The 21,936-nt window shown below is 31.6% G+C and carries 20 protein-coding genes; all 20 read right to left on the bottom strand.

Annotated elements, in window-relative coordinates; genetic code table 11:
* Nucleotides 1-2: 2 nt before the first annotated feature.
* The 20 genes from rfbC to galU all read right to left on the bottom strand — a co-directional run bounded on the left by rfbC (nucleotide 3) and on the right by galU (nucleotide 21,857).
* Nucleotides 3-563 (bottom strand): dTDP-4-dehydrorhamnose 3,5-epimerase, encoded by a 561-nt coding sequence (gene rfbC / locus D2K40_RS08670; protein ID WP_117155040.1) that lies wholly within the window; start codon nucleotides 561-563, stop codon nucleotides 3-5.
* A gap of 16 nt (nucleotides 564-579) precedes the next feature.
* On the bottom strand, nucleotides 580-1,458 hold the full coding sequence (rfbA, locus tag D2K40_RS08665) for a glucose-1-phosphate thymidylyltransferase RfbA (protein ID WP_117155038.1): 879 nt from the start codon (nucleotides 1,456-1,458) through the stop codon (nucleotides 580-582).
* Between the two features lie 113 nt (nucleotides 1,459-1,571).
* On the bottom strand, nucleotides 1,572-2,597 hold the full coding sequence (locus tag D2K40_RS08660; protein ID WP_162879176.1) for a glycosyltransferase family 2 protein: 1,026 nt from the start codon (nucleotides 2,595-2,597) through the stop codon (nucleotides 1,572-1,574).
* A gap of 267 nt (nucleotides 2,598-2,864) precedes the next feature.
* A complete protein-coding gene (locus tag D2K40_RS08655) occupies nucleotides 2,865-4,133 on the bottom strand; it encodes a flippase (protein WP_117155034.1) in 1,269 nt (422 codons plus the stop codon).
* A gap of 92 nt (nucleotides 4,134-4,225) precedes the next feature.
* The gene (locus D2K40_RS08650; RefSeq protein ID WP_117155032.1) at nucleotides 4,226-4,732 is read right to left on the bottom strand and encodes an acyltransferase; all 507 of its coding nucleotides are present in this window, start codon (nucleotides 4,730-4,732) and stop codon (nucleotides 4,226-4,228) included.
* Nucleotides 4,733-4,842: 110 nt separating this feature from the next.
* Nucleotides 4,843-5,877: a pseudaminic acid synthase gene (gene pseI / locus D2K40_RS08645; RefSeq protein WP_117155030.1), complete on the bottom strand. Its 1,035-nt coding sequence runs from the start codon at nucleotides 5,875-5,877 to the stop codon at nucleotides 4,843-4,845.
* 16 nt (nucleotides 5,878-5,893) lie between these two features.
* The gene (gene pseG / locus D2K40_RS08640) at nucleotides 5,894-7,345 is read right to left on the bottom strand and encodes a UDP-2,4-diacetamido-2,4,6-trideoxy-beta-L-altropyranose hydrolase (RefSeq protein WP_162879175.1); all 1,452 of its coding nucleotides are present in this window, start codon (nucleotides 7,343-7,345) and stop codon (nucleotides 5,894-5,896) included.
* 17 nt (nucleotides 7,346-7,362) lie between these two features.
* Nucleotides 7,363-8,097, bottom strand: a complete 735-nt coding sequence (locus tag D2K40_RS08635; RefSeq protein WP_117155026.1) for a cytidylyltransferase domain-containing protein — start codon at nucleotides 8,095-8,097, stop codon at nucleotides 7,363-7,365.
* Nucleotides 8,098-8,106: 9 nt separating this feature from the next.
* Nucleotides 8,107-9,279, bottom strand: coding sequence for a UDP-4-amino-4,6-dideoxy-N-acetyl-beta-L-altrosamine transaminase (gene pseC / locus D2K40_RS08630; protein ID WP_117155024.1), 1,173 nt, complete (start codon nucleotides 9,277-9,279; stop codon nucleotides 8,107-8,109).
* A gap of 45 nt (nucleotides 9,280-9,324) precedes the next feature.
* Entirely contained in the window at nucleotides 9,325-10,293 is a 969-nt protein-coding gene (pseB, locus tag D2K40_RS08625) for a UDP-N-acetylglucosamine 4,6-dehydratase (inverting) (RefSeq protein ID WP_117155022.1), read from the bottom strand.
* Nucleotides 10,287-11,744 (bottom strand): hypothetical protein, encoded by a 1,458-nt coding sequence (locus D2K40_RS08620; protein WP_117155020.1) that lies wholly within the window; start codon nucleotides 11,742-11,744, stop codon nucleotides 10,287-10,289. Before D2K40_RS08620 ends, pseB begins: the two co-directional genes overlap by 7 nt.
* A 74-nt stretch (nucleotides 11,745-11,818) precedes the next feature.
* Nucleotides 11,819-12,946, bottom strand: coding sequence for a glycosyltransferase (locus D2K40_RS08615; protein ID WP_117155018.1), 1,128 nt, complete (start codon nucleotides 12,944-12,946; stop codon nucleotides 11,819-11,821).
* Between the two features lie 38 nt (nucleotides 12,947-12,984).
* Nucleotides 12,985-13,791: a glycosyltransferase family 2 protein gene (locus tag D2K40_RS08610; RefSeq protein ID WP_117155016.1), complete on the bottom strand. Its 807-nt coding sequence runs from the start codon at nucleotides 13,789-13,791 to the stop codon at nucleotides 12,985-12,987.
* Between the two features lie 2 nt (nucleotides 13,792-13,793).
* Complete coding sequence (locus tag D2K40_RS08605; RefSeq protein WP_117155014.1) at nucleotides 13,794-15,050, bottom strand: hypothetical protein; 1,257 nt, start codon at nucleotides 15,048-15,050, stop codon at nucleotides 13,794-13,796.
* Nucleotides 15,051-15,105: 55 nt separating this feature from the next.
* Nucleotides 15,106-15,879, bottom strand: a complete 774-nt coding sequence (locus D2K40_RS08600) for a glycosyltransferase family 2 protein (RefSeq protein WP_117155012.1) — start codon at nucleotides 15,877-15,879, stop codon at nucleotides 15,106-15,108.
* Entirely contained in the window at nucleotides 15,876-16,748 is an 873-nt protein-coding gene (locus tag D2K40_RS08595) for an NAD-dependent epimerase/dehydratase family protein (RefSeq protein WP_117155010.1), read from the bottom strand. The genes D2K40_RS08600 and D2K40_RS08595 overlap by 4 nt, the downstream gene beginning before the upstream one ends.
* Nucleotides 16,745-17,374, bottom strand: a complete 630-nt coding sequence (locus D2K40_RS08590) for a sugar transferase (RefSeq protein ID WP_117155008.1) — start codon at nucleotides 17,372-17,374, stop codon at nucleotides 16,745-16,747. Before D2K40_RS08590 ends, D2K40_RS08595 begins: the two co-directional genes overlap by 4 nt.
* 892 nt (nucleotides 17,375-18,266) lie before the next feature.
* Entirely contained in the window at nucleotides 18,267-18,677 is a 411-nt protein-coding gene (locus D2K40_RS08585; RefSeq protein WP_117155006.1) for a type II secretion system protein, read from the bottom strand.
* Between the two features lie 439 nt (nucleotides 18,678-19,116).
* Nucleotides 19,117-20,943, bottom strand: a complete 1,827-nt coding sequence (locus tag D2K40_RS08580) for a polysaccharide biosynthesis protein (protein ID WP_117155004.1) — start codon at nucleotides 20,941-20,943, stop codon at nucleotides 19,117-19,119.
* Nucleotides 20,944-20,969: 26 nt separating this feature from the next.
* Complete coding sequence (gene galU / locus D2K40_RS08575) at nucleotides 20,970-21,857, bottom strand: UTP--glucose-1-phosphate uridylyltransferase GalU (protein WP_117155002.1); 888 nt, start codon at nucleotides 21,855-21,857, stop codon at nucleotides 20,970-20,972.
* Nucleotides 21,858-21,936: the final 79 nt, after the last annotated feature.

Here is a 21,936-nt window from a genome sequence, read left to right as displayed (position 1 = left end):
TACTACTCTCCATAATAAAAGTTATTTTCAGCATCCTTTAATTGCGGCGCATTTTCATCTTTCTCAGAAAGAATAGGGATTATGTCCTTTGGCCACTTAATACTAATTTCAGGATCATTCCAAAGAATACTTCGGTCATTTTCTGAGGAGTAAATCTCATCGACTTTATACTGTACCTCAACATTATCTGTTAAAGTTATAAAAGCATGCGCAAATCCTTTTGGAACTAATAATTGTTTTTTGTTTTCAACTGATAATTCAATTCCAAACCATTCACCGAAAGAAGGGCTATTTTTTCTGATATCAACAGCAACATCAAAAATAGCCCCTTGTGTGCAACGTACTAGCTTTGTCTGCGCTTTAGGGTTTAATTGATAATGTAGTCCTCTTAATGTACCTTTAGCTGCAGAAAATGAATGATTATCCTGTACAAAATTTAATTCTATTCCAGACTCTGAGAACTTTACATCACTGTATGTTTCCATAAACCAACCTCGATGATCACCAAATACCTTCGGTTCTATAATTAATACACCTTCTAAACTCGTTTCAATAACCTTCATAATTCACCTCTTACGATTAATATTTTATTTCTCCATTTGCAACTTTTAATAGATATTGACCGTATCCCGTTTTAGAAAACAATTCACCAGATACAATTAACTTTTCTTTTCCAATCCAGCCATTAATATAGGCAATTTCCTCAGGTGCAGCAATCTTAACTCCTTGGTGCTCTTCTACAGTTTTAACAAAATTAGTTGCTGCAACTAAACTTTGATGAGTACCAGTATCCAGCCATGTATAACCACGACCTAAAAGTTCAACTTCAAGTTCTCCAGTATCTAAATAAGCTTCATTAACTGAAGTAATTTCTAATTCACCACGTTCAGAGGGTTTAACTCTTTTGGCGATCTCTACTACACGGTTATCATAAAAATATAGACCAGTAACAGCATAATTTGATTTTGGCATTTTAGGCTTTTCTTCTAAACTAATGACTTTTCCTTCACCATCAAATTCTACGACTCCGAATCGTTCTGGGTCTTGCACATGATAACCAAATACAGTGGCTCCACTTTCCTTATTCGCTGCACGTTGAAGAATTTTCCTCATACCGCTACCATAGTAAATATTATCTCCTAAAATCATTGCAACAGAATCTTCACCTATAAATTCTTCACCAATTAAAAAAGCCTGAGCTAATCCGTCAGGGCTTGGTTGTATTTTATATTCAAGGTTAATTCCAAACTGTGAGCCGTCCCCCAACAAAGCCTTAAATCGAGGGGTATCATCAGGTGTTGAAATAATCAATATATCTTTTATTCCTGCAAGCATTAAAGTAGACAAAGGGTAATAAATCATTGGTTTGTCATAAATAGGCAACAACTGTTTACTTGTTACCAAAGTTAAAGGATACAAACGTGTTCCGCTTCCCCCCGCTAAAATTATACCTTTCATAATAGAAACACCCCTTCTATCGAATTCACTACACTATATCCAAGAATAAAATTTGTTGCAAAAAGTATTGGTGTCGTAACCAAACTACTTAAAATCCTTAAGTTACTTAGATATCAACATCGCTTAAGATATCTTTTCATAATAAATTCATTTTTAATAATAAAAATAAAAATTCTTATGTTAAACTGAAAAATTTTATGATAAATTCTTTGTTTCAGAGGTATATTTTTATAGTATATATTTTCTTCAATACTTGAAATATGTTTGTATACGCCTTTCTTTATTTCTCCTAGTTTTTGGTACGGTACTTTATCAAATTTTGTAACACAAGAAATAATAGTATTAATGTAATATAGTTCAATAAAACGGATATTTATTTCTTCTTGAAATTCGTAATAGTAACCTTGTTTCACAGCATTATTTATTATATTCTCGGAGGTAATTAGTCTATCAAAAAATGCTGGATTATTTGGAGTTCTAGTTATTGATTTTTCACTTTGCCAATAATAGTATAAATGTTCATCGATTTTTTCAAACTTTTGAGCACATAATATTAAACTAATAATAGCTTCATTGTCTTCATAGATTAACCCCTCAGGGAATCTAATTTTATTATGAACAAATAAATTCTTTTTAAATAATTTAGTTACTATTCTTCCGTGATTCCTAATTAAGTGTTTTTTTTGCTCTTTTTCGCTTAATTGAAAGATATAGTTTGGAATGGATATTCTTTTTATGTTATTAGTTTCACTTTGAATAGCATAATCACAATCAACAATATCTGCATTGGTTTCCTTATATTTTTCATATAATTTTTCATACATGTTCAATTCTATAAAATCATCACTATCAACAAAACCTATAAGATTGCCTTTTGCCGATTCAATCCCTACATTTTTGGCATAGCTAACTCCTTTATTTTCCTTTAAAGTTATAAGATAAATATTTTTATCTATAGAACTTTCTATATAATCTCTTATCATTTCTACACTATTATCGGTAGAGCCATCATCCACAATTATAATCTCTAAATTTCTAAAAGTTTGATTTGTTAATGAATCCAAACATCTTTTAATATATTTCTGTCTATTAAAAACAGGAACAACGACACTAATTTTATCTTCATTACTGTTAATCATTATTAATAATGCTCCTTTACCCTTTATAACAAACATTGTCCATAACAACTACTATAAAAATTATTTCAGCTATTACATAAGATAGGTATTTGAAGAACAGAAAATTTGTTCTTAAATTTAATTTTTTAGAACCAAGCGACCTCTTTGATAAGGGGAGAATCAAAGTGGAATGTTTAATAAAAAAAATTCTAATGCTTATAGTGAATTTAAAAACTATAAAATAACAACCATCAATCAGTTATTTGATAAACATAGTTAAATTAACTATTAACGGTATTTAAATAAATTCCATGGCATAAAATGAACTTTTGATGCTAATATCCACGTTAAAATAAATGACACAAAAAATGACAGTGTAGTAGCTTGTGCTGCACCTACTGCTCCATTTAACTTAATTAATACATAATTTAGAACAAGATTTAACATTGCAGTAATAAATGTAACTAGAGATAGTAATTTAGTTTTCTTTTCATAAAAGATCACCCCACCTACCATCTTATACATTCCATTAAAAGCATATCCTAAAGCAACCCATATAACAAACTCACTCGCACCTGCAAAAGTGTCAGATAAAAACCATTCAGTAATCAATGGTGAAAATAAGCTTAATAATAGAGTTATTACTAAAATTACAATAAAATAAATATACGTGATTTTTACAATCTTTACTTTTAGGTTTAATCTATTCTGTTTTAAATTCTTGTATAAATATGGGATCCAAGCTCTATTAAACGAATCTTGTAGAACTTGGATAATCATTCCAATTTGATATCCAACAGTGTAAATCCCTGTTTCATGTATCCCAACCATATTAGTTATAAATATACGATCAGACATAGTTATAAAAAAGGCTCCAACTGCATGTGGTATTAAGGGAATACCGAAATGTAAGATGTCTTTAATATATAAATGATTTTTTTTTAATGGTATCTTTTCATTTTTAATGATTATAAATAAACCTATTAAACTACATATACCAAAAGCTATTACTTGGCCGTTTATTCTACCTAACCAGCCATAGTCAAATCGTATAACAAGAATTAATGATATAATTATATTCAAAGTAGTTAATACTATTTGGAAAATCCCATAAAGTACTGCTTTTTCTCGAACCTGCCACAATGATAAAGTAATTTGAAAAATAATATTTCCTAAAATACACAATATAATTAGGTGCATATAGCTTTTAGGGAATAATGTTATTCCCTGTATAATATCAGAAAACAAGAAAATTATAATAGAGAAAATAGTAATACTGATAAATAATAAATAAAGAGCAGATGATATATATAAACCAAAATCTTTGTTGTCATCAAAAAACTTACGACTTATAGCACCTGATATATTAAGTCCAGCTATAGGCATAAAAAAACCAATTAAAACTGTAAACATCGATACAACGCCATAATCACTAGGCGTTAAATAAACTGTTAATATTGGCAATAGTAAAAAGGGGATAGCTTTATTGATAATATTCGTAATTGTATATATTCCCGAAGCTTTTAACAAAGATGATTTTAAAAATACTTTAAACATAGTTTTACCTGCTTTGCAATAAAGTTTAACGTCACTAACTTTTCAACCATTACATAATTCTTTATAATTCCTTTGTTACCTAATAAATTACTTTATACAAACTTCTCTTGCTCTTTCAAACGTTTATAATGCTCAATATCTCTATATTTAAAAACTTTTGCTGGACTTCCTCCTGCAATAGCATATTTCGGTATATCCTTCACTACAACTGACCCAGCTTGTATTATTGCACCTTCTCCAATGGTTACCCCACCTAGAATAAGTACCCTTGTTCCTACCCAGACATTATCTTCAATTTTTATATTTTTTAATAAATAAGTATAATCATATGGAATAGAGGTTCCTTCATAATTATGGATTTCAGTAATCATTCTACACTCTTGACCAGAGTGGAAATTGTCACCAATTTCCACTGTTCCTCTTCCACTTATAATCAATCCATTAAAGTTTGTGTTCTTCCCTAAAATTGTGTTTTTTGTTAAATAAGATTTGGAACTTACTGTTATAGGTTCCTTATATGAAGAAACTGTTTTTTTAGCCTTTTTTGTATAATAGTACCTTCTAATATTTTGTAATATTCTTTTAATTCTACCCTTCATTTTCTCAGCCCTTTTCTAGCACCCTACTTTTCTTTCAAATCCAAATCTACTTCTTACTACCTTTTACAAGCCTGTCTAATACCATTTCATAAAGGTATATATGTTAGAAATTACTCTATAAAACTCCAACTTAAAGGAGTACCTTTTGCTATATCTTGTCCCACTTTTTTACCAAGTACTGATTTAAGGTGTTTAGGTTTTAAACCAAAACCTGGCCTAATTGATTTAACATTTTCCGTAGTAATAATGTCACCTTTTTTAACATCTTTTACAACAAACAAAGAACGTGAGAATTCCCTACTTTTTAGTTTTTTATCAGTAATTTCATAATCAACGCAACCAATTGATTTTTCTGCATCTCTTATTGTATCAACAAGCATTTTAAATTCTTGCTTGTCCAATGAAAAGCTAGCATCTGGTCCACCTATATTTTTATCTAAAATAAAATGTTTCTCAATAACTTTTGCTCCTAATGCAACGGAAACAATAGGTACTGTCACTCCTAAAGTATGATCTGATAATCCCACTTCAACATTAAATGTTTCTTTCAAATTTTTCATCGTTAATAAATTTGCATCTTCAATCTTTGCTGGATATGCAGAAGTACATTTTAGTAAAATAATTTGTTCGTTACCAACCCTTCTGCATGCTTGTACAGCTTCGTCAATTTCGCCTATAGTTGCAATGCCAGTTGAAATAATTACTGGCTTCCTCTTTGAAGCTACATATTCTATTAATGGAATATCTGTTATTTCGAATGATGCTATCTTATAGGCAGGGACATTTAGACTTTCTAATAAATCAACTGCCGCTTTATCAAACGGACTTGAAAAGCAAATCAAACCGAGTTCTTTGGCATAATCCATTAACTCTTCATGCCATTCCCATGGAGTATAAGCTTCTCTATATAGATCATATAAGGTTCTTCCATCCCAGATTGTACCTTGTTTTACTTGGAAGTATTCATTATTACAATCAATCGTTATAGTATCAGCTGTATACGTCTGCAATTTTATAGCATCGGCTCCAGCTTCTTTTGCGGCTTTTATAGTTTCTTTAGCAATATTAATATCATGCCCATGGTTAGCTGACATCTCTGCAATTACGAATACTTTTTTGGTTATATCAAAATTATCGATATGCATTTATTATATTCCACCTCTATTTAAATGAGTAAACATACCTAAATAAACTGTTATTACTTTCATGTAATATAAATCCTACCTTTTCAAACAACTTTTTGGAGGCAATATTATCATTTGAGACATATGCTATAATATTCTCTAATTCATTTCTTTCCTCGTAAATTAACTCAATGCTCTTTTTTAATAATTCTTTACTTAACCCTTTTCCTACAATTGTTTTGCCAAAGCTAATACTAACGATCGCAGATTTATCCTCTATTTTATATCTCAATTGTCCTAAAAATCGATCTGTATAATCAGTTACAACAAAAAATACTTGATTATCAGATTTAATAATGTTTTGAAACCATACCTTATGATCCTGCCAATCAATTTTTGTAGTATTAATTGAGTGCTTTCTTACATAATCCTCATTAGATAATTGAAAAACATCAAAAATATCTTCATCTTTCACTTTTCTTAAAAAGTATTCCTTTTCCATAATCTCTCCTGATAATAGAGTTTCAATAATTCGCCTACTGCCTAACCCATCAATTACTCCCTTATATTTTTTTACCCATTCTGCACGGGTACTGAATTTCATCAAATTTTCAAATTCAAAAATTAACTTTTCACTAAAGAAAGTATCATTGTATTCGAGTGCTGTCTCAATCAAATTGCATTCTTTTAAAGCTAAAAGATTATAGTGCTGATTGTCTATTACCTTTATTGGAATAAAAGGTGTTTGAGTAGCTAGCAATTCATAAATTGTCTGTCCTGCAGCCGTTATGGCAAAATCAGATCTAAGCATAATAGATTTCATTTCCCTAGCTGAGACATTCTCATAAAAGTTTATGTTCTTTGAGGAGAAACTCTTTATTTCTTCAATATTATTAAATGCACTTCCTATTACTACATTGAAAGTAATTTCTGAGTTTTTATTACCCAGTCGATTTAGAATACTTGGAGTTAAATTGTGTATGTCAGAGCCACCTAGTGTTATTAGTACTTCTTTTACTTGCGGGTTTATATTCTCTCTATTAACTTGAATGAAGGGGCTTCTTAAAATGATATATTTTGTTCCAAGTAAATAGCAGTTAGTATCATTTATAGGATACTTAACTGCTTCAGTGCTCAGAGAAGGGTTAACTACAATACCTTCTGGATATTCAATCCTTCCATTATCATCAATAAATAGGGACTTTTTGGATTGATTTGAAATAACTAGATATAAGTCTTGACTAGCCAAATAAGAGTCAACAATGCAATAGTCGCTTTGCTTAATATAGTTTGTTAAGAATTCTTTTGATAGCCAATTAATTACCTTGTATTGCTTATTTTTTATTATTTCAATTTGACTAGTGTCGCTATTAATAATGAATTCAACTTCAATTTCTCTGTCTAACAATTCATCATATAAGGAGCTACATCTTGAGATATGCCCTAAGCCTATTTGACTACCGCCTTCTGTAAAAATTAAAGCCCTCATACTTTTCATCCTTATGTTTAATTGATTTTCTTTTGCTCAATATGTGCATTGATGGTAAAAAGTGTCGGTTCTTGGTTAAATATATCTATAATATCTTGAAGATAAAAATCATGTGTTCCTTTATAAAGTCTACTATATATTTCACTTATTAATTCGAAGTCCTCTTCTGTATCTAATGTCCACCGATGATTAGAATAATTAACATCATTTTTGAAGTAATGTATTTTAGTACTTTTTTCGTAAATATAAGGAGTGACATGTTCTCTATGATGTTTTTCTCTCCCATTTTTAAATGCCTCTTCTAATATTTGAAAAGAAAATACTTCTGTGTCCAATCCTCTAGGAAATGTTCTTTGATTTAAATCTGATCCAGCATTTGTTACGATGTCATATTTTTCTTCTAAATAGAAATTAAGAATTTTATCTAATATATTTGCATCAATTAAAGGACAATCAGAAGTAATCCTTACAATAATATCTATATTGTTTTCTTTTGCTGCTAAATAGTAACGGCTTAGAACGTCTTCTTCGCTCCCCATATAAACCTTAGCACCACATTTAATTGCTTCGTTTTCAATGACATTATCTCTCTCTTGTACTGTTGTAGCAATAATAATTTCATCTATTAAATTAGATTGTTTAACTCTTTCTATAACATGCGATAATACAGTTCTTCCCTTTATATCTTTCATTACTTTTCCTGAAAGTCTAGTTGAACCCATTCTTGCTTGTATAATAGCTGCAATTTTCATGTAATTACCCTACTTTCGATAAGTATTTATTACTTTATTTACAGCTGCTATTACATCCGTTACATCTTCTTCTGTCATTGCAGGGAAAAGTGGTAATGTTATGATTTCCTCATACAGTTTCTCTGCACCAGGGCAAATACCTCGTTGATAACCTAATTGTGAATAGTATGGCAGAAGGTGGACAGGAATATAATGCACGTTAACACCTATATTTTCATTAACTAAAGCTTCAAATATTTCTTTTCTACTCACCGACAACTTAGCTAAATCTAAACGTATAATGTATAAGTGCCAGCTTGATATGCCATTCTTATCTTGATATGGAGTTTGAATTTCGTCTATCTCTTTAAAAGCCTCATTATAAGTCGATACATACTTCTTTCTTAAGTCAACAAAATTATCAATCTTCTTCAATTGACTAGTACCAAGAGCAGCTTGAATATCTGTCATTCGGCAATTAAAGCCTAAGAACTGCATTTCGTAATACCAAGGACCATGATTTTCAATCAACTTATCGGGTTCTCGTGTTATGCCATGGGATCTAAATTGCAATAGCTTTTGATAATATTTTTCATTATTAGTTGTAATAACTCCGCCTTCACCCGAAGTAATATGCTTCACAGGATGAAAACTAAACATTGTCATATCACTTAATGAGCCTATTTTTTTACCTTTATATGTTGCACCAAGAGCATGTGCAGCATCCTCAATTACCACCAGATTATGATTTTTAGCAAGTTGATGAACTTCATCTATATCAGCTGGTTGTCCTGTGAAATGTACAGGAATAATCGCTTTAGTGTTCTCGTTAATTAACTCCTCAACTTTTCTAGGGTCAATATTATAAGTTTTGGGATCTATGTCGGCAAAAACTGGATTTCCACCTTGATAAAGAACACAATTAGAACTAGCAGCAAACGTCATCGGTGTTGTAATAACTTCATCTCCTTCACCAATACCCGCTGCAAAGCAAGCACCATGAAGTGCTGCTGTTCCATTCGAGAATGCAACAGCATACTTAGCTCCAACGTAAGAAGCAATAGCTTTCTCAAACTCACCTACCGCTGGCCCAGTTGTTAAATAGTCACCTTTTAATACATTCAACACTGATTGAATATCTTCTTCATCAATCCATTGTCTTCCATATGGTAAATAACTGTCTCTGATTGGTTTAGCACTCATGTTTAACTTCCTTTCCATTCCATTGAAATAGGACAAAAATAAAAATCACTCTTTTACTAATTCTCTTAGTTCATCAACAGTTAACCAATGGTCATTTACATCACTTATATAGGTAAAGCCTTCAGGTAATGGTTTACCACCGTTCGAATATTCTTCTCTCCACCAAGGAAATTCTGGTTGGATAACATAATATGTGTCATATTCTAAAGTCTGGCGAGCATCATCTTCATTAATCATTGCTTCATGCAATTTTTCTCCTGGTCGAATTCCAACTATTTTTATTTCACATTCCGGAGCAATTGCTTCAGCTAAATCTACAACTTTCATACTAGGAATCTTTGGTATAAAGATTTCTCCACCTTTCATTCTTTGGAGATTGTCAATAACAAATTGTACACCTTGATCTAACGTAATCCAAAAACGTGTCATGCGTTCATCTGTAATTGGAAGCTGGATCTCACCTTGTTCTTTAAGCTTTTTAAAGAATGGAACAACACTTCCTCTGCTTCCTACTACATTACCATAACGCACAACCGAAAATCTTGTTACTTTATTACCTGCATAAGAATTTCCAGCAACAAATAATTTATCAGAAGCTAGTTTTGTTGCACCATATAAGTTAATTGGACTTGCCGCTTTATCAGTGCTTAGTGCAATTACTTTTTCAACACCACGATCAATAGCAGCTTCTATAATATTTTGAGCACCATGAATATTGGTCTTAACAGCTTCAAAAGGGTTATACTCACAAGCACCTACATGTTTGAGAGCTGCAGCATGAATGACGATATCTACCCCATCAAATGCTCTATATAAACGCTCTTTATCACGAACATCTCCAATAAAGAAACGAATTCGAGGATCAGTGTATTCCTGGGCCATTTCATATTGTTTTAATTCATCCCTGCTAAATACAATAACTTTCTTAACATCTTGCTCTAATACTTTTGAAATAAATTTTTTACCGAAAGAACCTGTTCCACCCGTAATTAGTATTGTTTTATTATTTAACATTGTATTTTCTCCTTTGCATCAATAATCTCTTTTATATTCTTTTTTATATTATCTATACTTTTTCCATTCCAAAAATAATTCATATCACTAAAAATAGGTCTAAGTCCTGCTTCAATATACTGCAATAATTCATCTGCATCTCTAACCAAATATGCTAGTTTGTTCATAAAAAGCTCTTCAAGGTATTCATGTGTAGGTAGTTTACAAACAATTGTTTTTAACCCATAGCCAATACCTTCAAAAACCGCTGTCGAACTAACTCCCACCTGAATATCGGCATTGGCAAAGAAGTAATGCATATCGTAAGTATTTGTATCGATTATCTGCATATCACTAGAAACTAGCCATGGATAATCTTCCCTCCACCTAGCATATTCACCTGGGTGAAGTTTATAAATCATCTCATATTTCTTTAAATCAATTTTTCGCGATAACTCTACAGCGATTTTACTCAAATGTTTACCAATATGCCCTTGTGAAATAAATAGTATAACCTCTTTATTCCTGTACCTCTCATTCTTATTATTTTTATAAGAATTTACTTTTTGTTCGTAAAATGGCCATCCTACCACCTTAATTTTAGAATCGGAAATAGGAAATCTAGTTTGATCTTTCCAGAATTGTCCAAATAGAAATATATAATCGGGAAATGTACTTATATCCTTTATTTCTTTTGCAAAATTATAAGCAACATGATATTTACCCATTGTCCCATGTTGTAGCTCTATAGTTGGTATCCCATTTTTTTTCGCAATGTTATTTATTACAAATCTGGAGAAATCATATGAAACTACTTCGATAATAATTTTTGGATTCACCTTTTTTATTATATTGTTATAATATGTGTAGAATAAGCGATATTTTATAATTACCTTTTCCACTAAAGTGAGTATATATTGATTTTCAAAATCCACATCAAAAAAACTATTAAGTTTATCAACTAAATTTCTGATTTTCTCTCTTTCAACTTGTGATATAACCTTTTTATTTAACAACTTATGGAACATCCACCTAATTACATACTTGTTATGAATAACATCTGTATATTTTAAATTCTTAGTAACTGCCGGTTTTAAATGAACATCCACCATAGGGTCTTCAATTACATAGTATGTTAACTCTAAATTAGTAAGAAGATCGTCTGTATAAAGACATTCATAATAGTCCCCCATTTTAAGTCTTCTATGATGATTTAAAACTAAAATGTCTTTTTCTTTTAAGTTCACCGGGCTTTTGGTTAAAACAGATGGAACTTGTTTAATCTTCTTTAAACCTCGACTTATTAGACTATTATTTTTTGAAACTCGATGTGCTAGATCAATATCCTCTTTTTTTCTCTTAATTTCATCATATATTTTTTTTCTTATTAAATGCCAATACTTGATATCACTTATTTCATCATCAAACAAGCATAATTCAGTTTCAAATTTTAAGAATTGATCTATTTCCACCAGATCACCTCTTTTCTATCGATAATTTTCCACCTAACTATTATTAAAGCATTCTGTCAACTAAATGATTTCATTTAGTTCTTTATATACTCAACTACATCCTTCATAGTAGTTGAGACATCACAAACTTTATATGCATATTTTCGAATCTTTTCTGCTACAGATAACTTCGATTCTCCATTACCGTATATTTCATCATAAAACTTAACAATTTTATTCATATCAATTGATGAGCTATCACTAGGGAATTCCAAATAATAAGGTGAATTATCTTCTAACAAATCAACTTTACAGCCTGATACAATTGGAATCCCTTTGGCTAGATACTCTCTACTTTTGAGTGATGTAGACATAGAATTTTCAGTTTTATATCTACCAAATGCATCTAATGCTAAATCGCAAATATTATATACCTTATTAAGATCTTCGCCAAATAAACTACCATAAAACAGCACACTATTTTCTAATTTATAATCTTTAACTAACCTTTCATAGTGTTGGCGTTCTGAACCATCCCCCACTAAATGTAAAACTATATTTCTTTTTCCATTATTTTCATAATAGTTAAATATTCCCTGAATTACTCTTTCATACCCTTGCCATGGGTTTAAACTTGCTACTGCACAAAGGTTAATTTGGTTTGAATCATTTTGTTCTAATGGTTGCCGTATCTTAATATCATCAACCTTAATACCATTGGTAAAATTAATTGTTGGTATACTAAATAAAGTATCAATATCATTTTGAACTGCTATTCTATCTATAATTTGATGTAATTTTGAACGATTATAAATATCCTTAATAAATAACGGAAAATACCTAAGTTTCACCTTCATTTCCTTATCATAGGGATAGGTAGGGATCTCTAATATAGTTTTTACTTTTGGGTTATTTTCTTTAATTTCGGAAAATACTTTTAGCATATGGACAGTGAAACATGTAGGTCTTCGAAAATAAATAAAGTCAATATTATTATATTTTTCACTATATTTCCATTCAGGATACCTATTTCCGTAGGGGATACTAACAAGAAATTGATCCATTAATGTTTGAAAAAACGATTCTTTGTTTTTGTCTAAAATTACTAACTCGCAGTCAATCCCATTTTCTCTAAAAGCCTCTAATTGCCACAATACTTTTTTATCTATTCCTGATAGATTGCTATAGTTAATCTTTTTATAATAGATGAATATACCCTTCATGATATCCCCTTACTTTCGTTATTTTTATACCAGTTAATTTAGTCTCTATTTCTCCAAAAATGGTAGTATTCTGTATAGGATTGCTTCATATACTTGAAAGTTGAATCTTTTATACTTTCAGAACTTCCATCTTCAAAGTGTAATACTTTAATACCTTTATCATAGAGTATGGGGATGCTTAGCTTATTTGTTAAACGCGCTAAGTGTTCTTCTTCATGAAACAAGAACATCTCTTCGTTAAATGGTAATCCTAATTTTTTTGCAGCTATATTTCCAATGAAAAAACAAGCTCCATGACAGGCATACACCTTCACTTTGGCTTTAAAGTTTAAATTGTCTAAAGTTATTCTGAAAATTTTATTTATTGCTACTCCTAAGTAATATGCTAACTTTTTATTTTTAGTTAAACCTACATATTTTAACCAATCTACTAAAGGAACATGAAAGTAATAATAAGGGTTTTGCTTCTTTCCATTTTTAGTGATTATACTCGGTGCAATTATAGACCCATGTAGATCTTTAGTTAGATGATCTATTGGAAAATTTTCGAAAACTATGTCCGGATTACAAATACAAAGGAAGTCGTATTGATACTTTTCATTTGCATATTCCATTCCGCGATTATTTCCATATCCATACCCTTTGTTTTCTATATTTAAAAAATCGCAATTATTTTCATTTGCGATCTTTTCAAATTCAGCCTTTGTAGCTTCGTCGTAGTAGCTATTTACAATAACTATTGCTAGTTCTTCTCTGTGCTCTTTCAAGTTATTAATCAATTTTATTAAATCTCTTGTTTCACGATAGCATAATACAATAAAAGCCATTTTTATTTTAACTTTCAAGTTTATAACCTCAATTCATTGCCTTTTTTAGTTATACCATTTTTTTGTCGAATAAAAAATTCATATGAAATAATTAATATACTCATTAATTCGAACAGGCTAGTAGAAAAGAAAAATAATATTTTAAAATTCCCAACTAACATAGTTAGCAGTATATAAATCAATGATATATATACCAGATAGTAGTAACTATTGAAGTTTCTATACTTAAAATTATTTATATAAAACCATTGATATAAATAATAAAAGGTTATAAGAACAATACCTATAAGGCCAATCGAATTATAGATTTTGCTGTAACCAGGGTCAGCAGGACCTTCAAGTCCTTTTCCAAATAAAAAAGTTTGTACTGATTCCAAGCCGAAAACAAAATGATTAGTTAACAAACTTCCTACATCATCATCTGAATATGTTTCAATTATATTTAAATATAATTCATCCGCCCAACTGTAACTAAAGATATATGACCTCATTAATGGAAAAACATCTGTCGTTATAGTCCATAATCCTATTCCTATAGTCCCAGTGATTATAAATATTATCGATATAAAAACTTTGAATATGACAACTCTATTTTCATTAGATTTTTTCAGTATAAACATAAGTATAAAAATCATAGCAATAATACTTAATCTTGACGTGAAAATAGTTGCTAAAATGCTAACCAGACTAATAATTAAATATTTCTTCTGCCGACTCTGTATATACATTACCGAGGAGAGTAATAGACCGAAGTTTGTATAAATCCCTGCAAGATCATATGAATTGACTAAACCATTGGCTCTATACGCATAAAATTTCCTACTCGATCCTGAAAAAGGATACATTAGTTCCCTAATTTCAGGTAATATTATTTCTACTATTATTATTAACGAATGCAAAAATAATATTAATACAAAACTATTAATTAATTTTTTTATATTTATGGTTGAATTACTGATATAGAGTATAATAACGGACAACGCTAAGAAAGCTCTAATATACCTAATATAAACATAGTGATCCCCTGAGGAAGAAGTTAAAACAACAATTGCACTATATATACTAATCAGTAATAAAAATATTAGCGTGTTTCTTACATACCTAGTAATTATAATATCGTTAAAATAACCCCCTCTTGATAAACTTACTAATATCCAAAAAAAGTATATTACAGGTCTTACATCAATAGGTAAATATTGGGGAGCGAAAGACATAGAAAAAATAAACAAAAATATTTCTAAGGTGCTAACCTGCTTTCGATTTTGTCTTTCTAACATATCTATTTTTTGCACCTCTCTCTATAGACTACAATTAAAGTACAAATAATGAATACTACCTTAATTTGAATAGCGTCACAATAATCCAATAGGCAATTAGATAACTCGACTTAATAATAGATAAATGCTCTATTTCTCTGTAGACCCTCCAATGATAACCTACTAAACTCGATTTATTACTGGATATTGCATTCGTCCTGATACGGTGGCTACTCAAAGGTTCTTCTAGACCATGTAAATACTTTTCCTTTTTTATTACCTGTAACCACATTACATAATCATTTCTCTTTTTTATATCTGGAATTTTGAATTTCCCTAATTCATATGCGTTATATATAACTGTTGAGTTTCCTGGACAGGTTTTTAAAACTCCATCATAATCACTTCTACTCCGCGCTCTAATTGTACGATTAAGGTAGTTTCCTTGTTCATCAATCTTTGTATAACTGGTACATGTAAAGTTATAGCCGTTTTCTTTCATTACTTTAATCTGCTTTTCTAATTTTTCTGGAAACCAAACATCATCACTATCAAGAAAAGCTATATATTCCCCTTCTGCAAGGTCAATTGCTTTATTTCTGGCCACCGCAGCTCCAGAATTCTTTTCCAACTTAAAATATTTTATTCTATTATCCATGGATATAAAATCTTTTACTATTGCTTCAGTATTATCGGTAGAACAATCATCAATTATAATGATTTCCCAATTTTTATATGTTTGACCTATAACAGATTTAATAGTAATTCCAATATAATCTGCACAATTATATGCTGGCATTATAATTGAAACTAAAGGCTCTAAAACATCATGACTTTTTAAATCGTTCATTCTTGTCCACTCTCCAACTCTGACAATTCTAATGAGCTTCTAAAATCTCTTATCTGGTAATTCTCCTTATATATACTCATATTTTTTTCGTAAACCAAATTACCAAACGCTTTATTAATAACTCCAATCTTAAATCCGATAAGGTTTAAAATTGGATTGAATATCTTAGTAAGTTTAATCCTCTTACCGTGAATTTCAGCAATAATCTTTACCATTTCACTAGTCCTAACATATTCGCTGTTCTGCGGAAAAAACAACCCACTATCTTCATGATCAACTATAACCCTAATAAACTCACTAAGGTTATCAATATGAAGCATACTACGCTTATTATCTACATCAGGAAATACAGGTAGACTTTGAGCTATTTTGGCAAGCTTAGGGTAATTACCTTTTGAGTCTTTCCCATAAATCATTGGGGGTCTGATAACAGCAATTTTGAAATCTTTACTATCTAATGATTTGATACCTTCTTCTGCCTGCAGTTTACTATTACCATAAAAGTTACTAGGAGTAGGTGTTGTATTTTTATCAATCACTCTTTCTTCACTACTACTATCACCATATACTATAATACTACTCATAAAAATAAACTGCCTCACACCTTCGGCTTTTGCTTTTTTGGCAGTTTCTATTGTTAAATCACGATTTACTTTATAATACAGTTCCTCCATTTTAGGATCTGAAGAGACATGAGCAATTCCAGCAACATGAAACACAACATCATATACAGAGAAGTCCGTTTCTTTCCATGAATCATTTCTTAGACTAATCAAATCTATTGAATACCCATCAGGATAATTTCCGAGCCACCTTTCAAGGTTCTTCCCTACATAACTATTTTTCCCCGTTATCAGTATTTTTTTCATTTAGAAGTACTCTCCTTGCTACTAACAGTTTCCTTCTTTGAAGCAATACTACCTTCAACAACCCCGTCACTTTTAACAACACTTACGATTGTCCCAAAGAAGCACTTAACATCCATCCAAAGACTAATTCTCGAAACGTACTCGCCATCTAACTTTGCCTTTAGCTCAATAGGAAGTTCATCTCTACCATTGATTTGTGCCCATCCAGTCAATCCAGGTGGTACATCATTGGCACCATATTTATCTCGTTCATCAATCAAATCATATTGATTCCATAGCGCTGGTCTTGGCCCAATAATACTCATTTGGCCAACAAAGATATTCCAAATCTGCGGTAACTCATCAAGAGAAGTCTTTCTTAAAAACTTCCCCATTTTAGTAATGTATTGATCAGGGTTTTCTAATAAATGAGTTGGAGTGTCCTTAGGCGTATCTATCCGCATAGTTCTGAACTTCAGTATATTAAAATGTGTTTTGTTTATTCCAACACGCTTTTGCTTAAAAAGAACCGGTCCTCTTGATTCGGTCTTAATAGCAATTATTAGAATTAAAAAAATGGGTGATAAGACAATAAGTCCTATTAAAGAAAGAATAATATCTATGAATCTTTTAACCTTCATATACATCCAGCTACACTCCTCGTAAAGTTATTTTAGTGAGTTAGGACTTATTTGGAATTCTCTACATTTCCAACCAACTACTAAACCACTAAAATTGTTATCTACCTCTAATAGCCACCTCGTAATATCTATTCAATCTACCTAACAAATACGGATTAGATATTCTCGCATTTACCTCCCTAAATCGAGTTTCTTCCTATTATATATACCATTCAATCAATCTATAATTCTCACTAAACAAGCCTCAAAACCTTATCCCGCAAGGTTTCTAGCGTTCAATCTAAGCTCGATAGTCAGTTCCTTGATTTTATTCAATCATTTTTCCATTTTTAGGAATATGAAAAGCCCGTCAAATCAACGTTTTTAAAATTTAAACTTCCAGATTTTAGGTTGAAATAGACCTTTTTATCTTTTTCGATTGATCAAAAAAGAGTATGCACTATAGATATAATCAATATATTGTATTAAAAGTGCAAATTTACACCATTTCCAATACTACATATTGTGTTAATCTAACTACGATAGTCAGTTCCTTATCTATATTCAATCTTTTTTCCGTATTTACCCAGTTATAAAGCCCGGTAAATCAACGTTTTCAAAATTAACACTTCCATATTTTAGTTTAAAATAGCCTTTTTTATCTTTTTCGATTAATCAAAAAAGAGTATATACAATAGATAAAATCCATATATTGTGTTATTTGTTGATTTTTAAGGGTTAAAACACACTATATATTGTGTTGGTCTATAAACACTAGTCAGTTCCGCTCTGTTATTCAATCACATTCATTCTTTTCTAAAGTAATCATATAAATTTTATAATAATTCCGACCATATATTTATATATGGGAAACTGGTGTATTCACTATCAGTTATTATCCGTTCCCACAAATACCCTATTATAAAAAAGGAACACTTCCACCTTCATTGTCTTCAGGTACTTCTGGTATATCTGGTACCTCTACTTCTGGCAATTCATTATCAGAATGTATACTACAATGGACCTTTCCATCGATGTAACTATATTCACCATGATCATTACTTTCATTTAAATGATTATCTCTCAAATAATTAGTAAAGCGCTGATCAGAGTGCTCTAATTCTTCTAAAACTAAATAATCTTCATACATACGTTCAATTTCTGCTTGGTTAACGTAACAAACTTCTCTCTTGCTATTCTCAATAATCCCGTAAACAGATGGAACAGCAATTGCTGCAATGACACCTAAAATGACAAGCACAGATAATACTTCAATCAAAGTAAATCCCGCTTCATTTTTTAGTTTCTTTATTTCTTTAAGCTTTCTCATGTCTCACTTCCATAATGTAAATTAGCTACTAATCATTAATAAAATTAGTAGCTAATTATTTTCCCCGCATTAACGGGCAGTATTACCTCCACACATAAACAATGTGGGGTAACTGCCCGTAAAGGCCGGATTGGTTTAACTAACCCTCAGTGAAAACAAAGAAAGTGCTCACTGAGGGAAGTTTCACTTTATATGTTTCTTTCCTATTTTGCAAATTTACTATTCTTCCTTTTATCTTCTTAATCGGGGCATTTAACCCCACCTCACCACCACACTACTGACAACAAGTGTCTAAGGTCGCTTGACCCACAGCATAGCCGAGTGCCTCCGGTTGATAGTGGTAAAGGAGACATTACCATTCTTAAACATCGTAACCTGTATAAGTTTAGCAGATTCTGTCATGTATTAATAGGACAAAAAGAGAATTTCTGTAAAATTTTTACCCTTCAACAGCCTTCAATTCTTTCTCTGCATAAACAATGCCCATTAATGCATCTTTTAATTCTTCTTTCGTTAATCCCTCAAATCGATCGATTAAGTCTAGTAATCTATCGATATCAACATCTATTGTGCGTCCTACATAGATCTTCTCATAAACTTCACCTGGCAAAATTTCGCCATCACCTAATAATTCTTCATACATCTTTTCACCTGGTCGAATGCCAGAATATGCAATTGGAATTTCTTCTTCGGTATAACCAGATAATTTGATCAAGTTTCTCGCAAGGTCAACAATCTTAACTGGTTCACCCATATCAAGAACAAATATTTCGCCACCTTGGGCTAGTGTTCCAGCTTGAATCACTAATCTTGAAGCCTCTGGGATCGTCATAAAGTAACGGGTCATATCTGGGTGTGTAACGGTAACTGGCCCTCCACTTTCAATTTGTTTCTTGAATAATGGAATGACGCTGCCACGACTACCTAATACATTACCAAATCGTACAGCAACAAATTTGGTTTGACTACGTTTTGCTAAGCTTTGTACGACCATCTCAGCTAGACGTTTTGTTGCACCCATCACATTTGTTGGATTGACAGATTTATCGGTTGAAACTAACACAAATGTATCTACACCATAAGTGTCACATGCATCGGTAACATTTTTCGTTCCAATTATGTTGTTCTTTATCGCTTCATGTGGATTATATTCCATTAGCGGTACGTGTTTATGCGCTGCTGCATGATAGACCATCGTTGGATGATACTTTTCTACAATTTCAAATATACGCTTCCGGTCTTGCACATCCCCAATAATTGGAATGATTTCAGTATCTTTGTTTTTAAATGTCTGACGTAGTTCCATATCAATGGAATAAATACTAAATTCACCATGACCCACTAATAATATTTTACTAGGACTAAAACGCATCAATTGACGACAAATCTCTGAACCTATCGATCCACCCGCACCAGTGATCATAACTGTGTTACCTGTAACAAACTCTGCGATCTTTCCTAAATCTAATTTTACTGGTTCACGCCCTAAGACATCTTCCACATCAACATTACGAAGCGCACTAACGGAAACACGTCCAGTTGCCAAGTCTTCAATTTTTGGTAGCATTTGTACCTTTGCATCTGTTTGATTACACGCAGTGATCACATCGGTTAATTCCCCATTTTTTAGTGAAGGAATGGCAATGACAATATGATCGATATCCATCTCTTGTACAATTCGCGAAATGTCCCCGGTGTCACCCACTACAGGAATACCATACAATTGCATTTTATGTTTGGTGAAATCATCATCAACAAATGCAACAGGGCAAAGATCTGTATTATGTGGTTCATTTTTTAACTGACGTGCAAACATGGCACCAGCTGCGCCAGCACCTACAATCAATGTATTCTTTTGGTTTTTTTCCGATGCAATAAATCGATCCCGGAAAACACGCCAGAAAAAGCGTGATCCTCCAATAAAGATAATATGTAACATCCAGGTAACGATTAATGCACGTCGATACATTGTGAAATCATTTACTAATAATTGAATAATTGCGGTAGATAAAATCGAGAAAGTAATAGCTTTAACAATAGAAATTAGTTCTCCTACACTAGCATATGACCAGACTTTATTGTAAAGCTGATAAAGACTTGCATATAGGTGATGGAATAATAAAAGTGCGATTGAACTAATTAGGATCGTATCCATCGACCAAACGGAAGTCGATGGATAGACAACCCACGAAGCAATAAAAATCGCTGAACTAACAATAACGGAGTCAAGCAGGACTAATAACGTCACTCTTAATTGATAAGACATGGGAAATTCCCTTCTTTCATCGTTGTCTATTTTGTTGTTCCTTTCATTTCTTCTACAAGTTCTTGTAACATTCGCTGTACATCTAAACCGATTTCTTTATTTTGTAGTGCAAATTCAATTGTTGTTTTAACAAAGCCTAATTTTTCTCCGACATCATGTCTCGTACCTTCAAAGTCGTAAGCATAGACTTTTTGAATTTCATTTAACATTTGGATCGCATCTGTCAATTGAATTTCGCCACCTGCTCCAACTTGTTGACGATCTAAGAAACGGAAGATTTCTGGTGTAAAAATGTAACGCCCCATGATTGCTAGATTAGATGGAGCTGTTCCTTCTGCTGGCTTTTCAACAAAATTATTTACTTGGTAACGGCGTCCTATTTGCGCACTTTGATCAACAATTCCATAGCGATGTGTTTCATCATACGGTACTTGCTGTACGCCGATTACGGATGACTGTGTTTCTTCATATTCGTTGATCAGTTGTTTTAAACAAGGAACATCACTTTGGACGATGTCATCCCCAAGAAGTACGGCAAATGGTTCATCTCCAATAAATTTACGAGCACACCATACCGCATGACCAAGTCCTTTTGGTTCCTTTTGACGAATATAGTGAATATCTGCTAATTGGGACGATTGTTCAACCTTGTGTAAGAGGTCTAATTTGTTTTTTTCTTTTAAGTTTTGCTCTAGTTCAGGGGCAAAGTCGAAGTGGTCTTCTATTGCACGTTTTCCTTTACCAGTTACAATAATAATATCTTCAATTCCAGAAGCAACTGCCTCTTCCACAATATATTGAATCGTTGGTTTATCAACAATAGGTAACATTTCTTTCGGCATTGCTTTTGTTGCTGGTAAGAATCTTGTTCCTAATCCAGCTGCCGGTATAATCGCTTTTCTTACTTTTTTCATGTGATGTAGCTCCTTTTTGGATAGTACTTTGGTTTAGTTTTGATTAGTTTGTGGTATAAGATAGTGTAGTGAGCGTTTC

Source organism: Paraliobacillus quinghaiensis (assembly GCF_003426025.1).
In the GTDB taxonomy this organism is placed as follows: Bacteria; Bacillota; Bacilli; order Bacillales; family Amphibacillaceae; genus Paraliobacillus_A; species Paraliobacillus_A quinghaiensis.
This window is presented reverse-complemented; position numbering and strand designations above follow the sequence as displayed.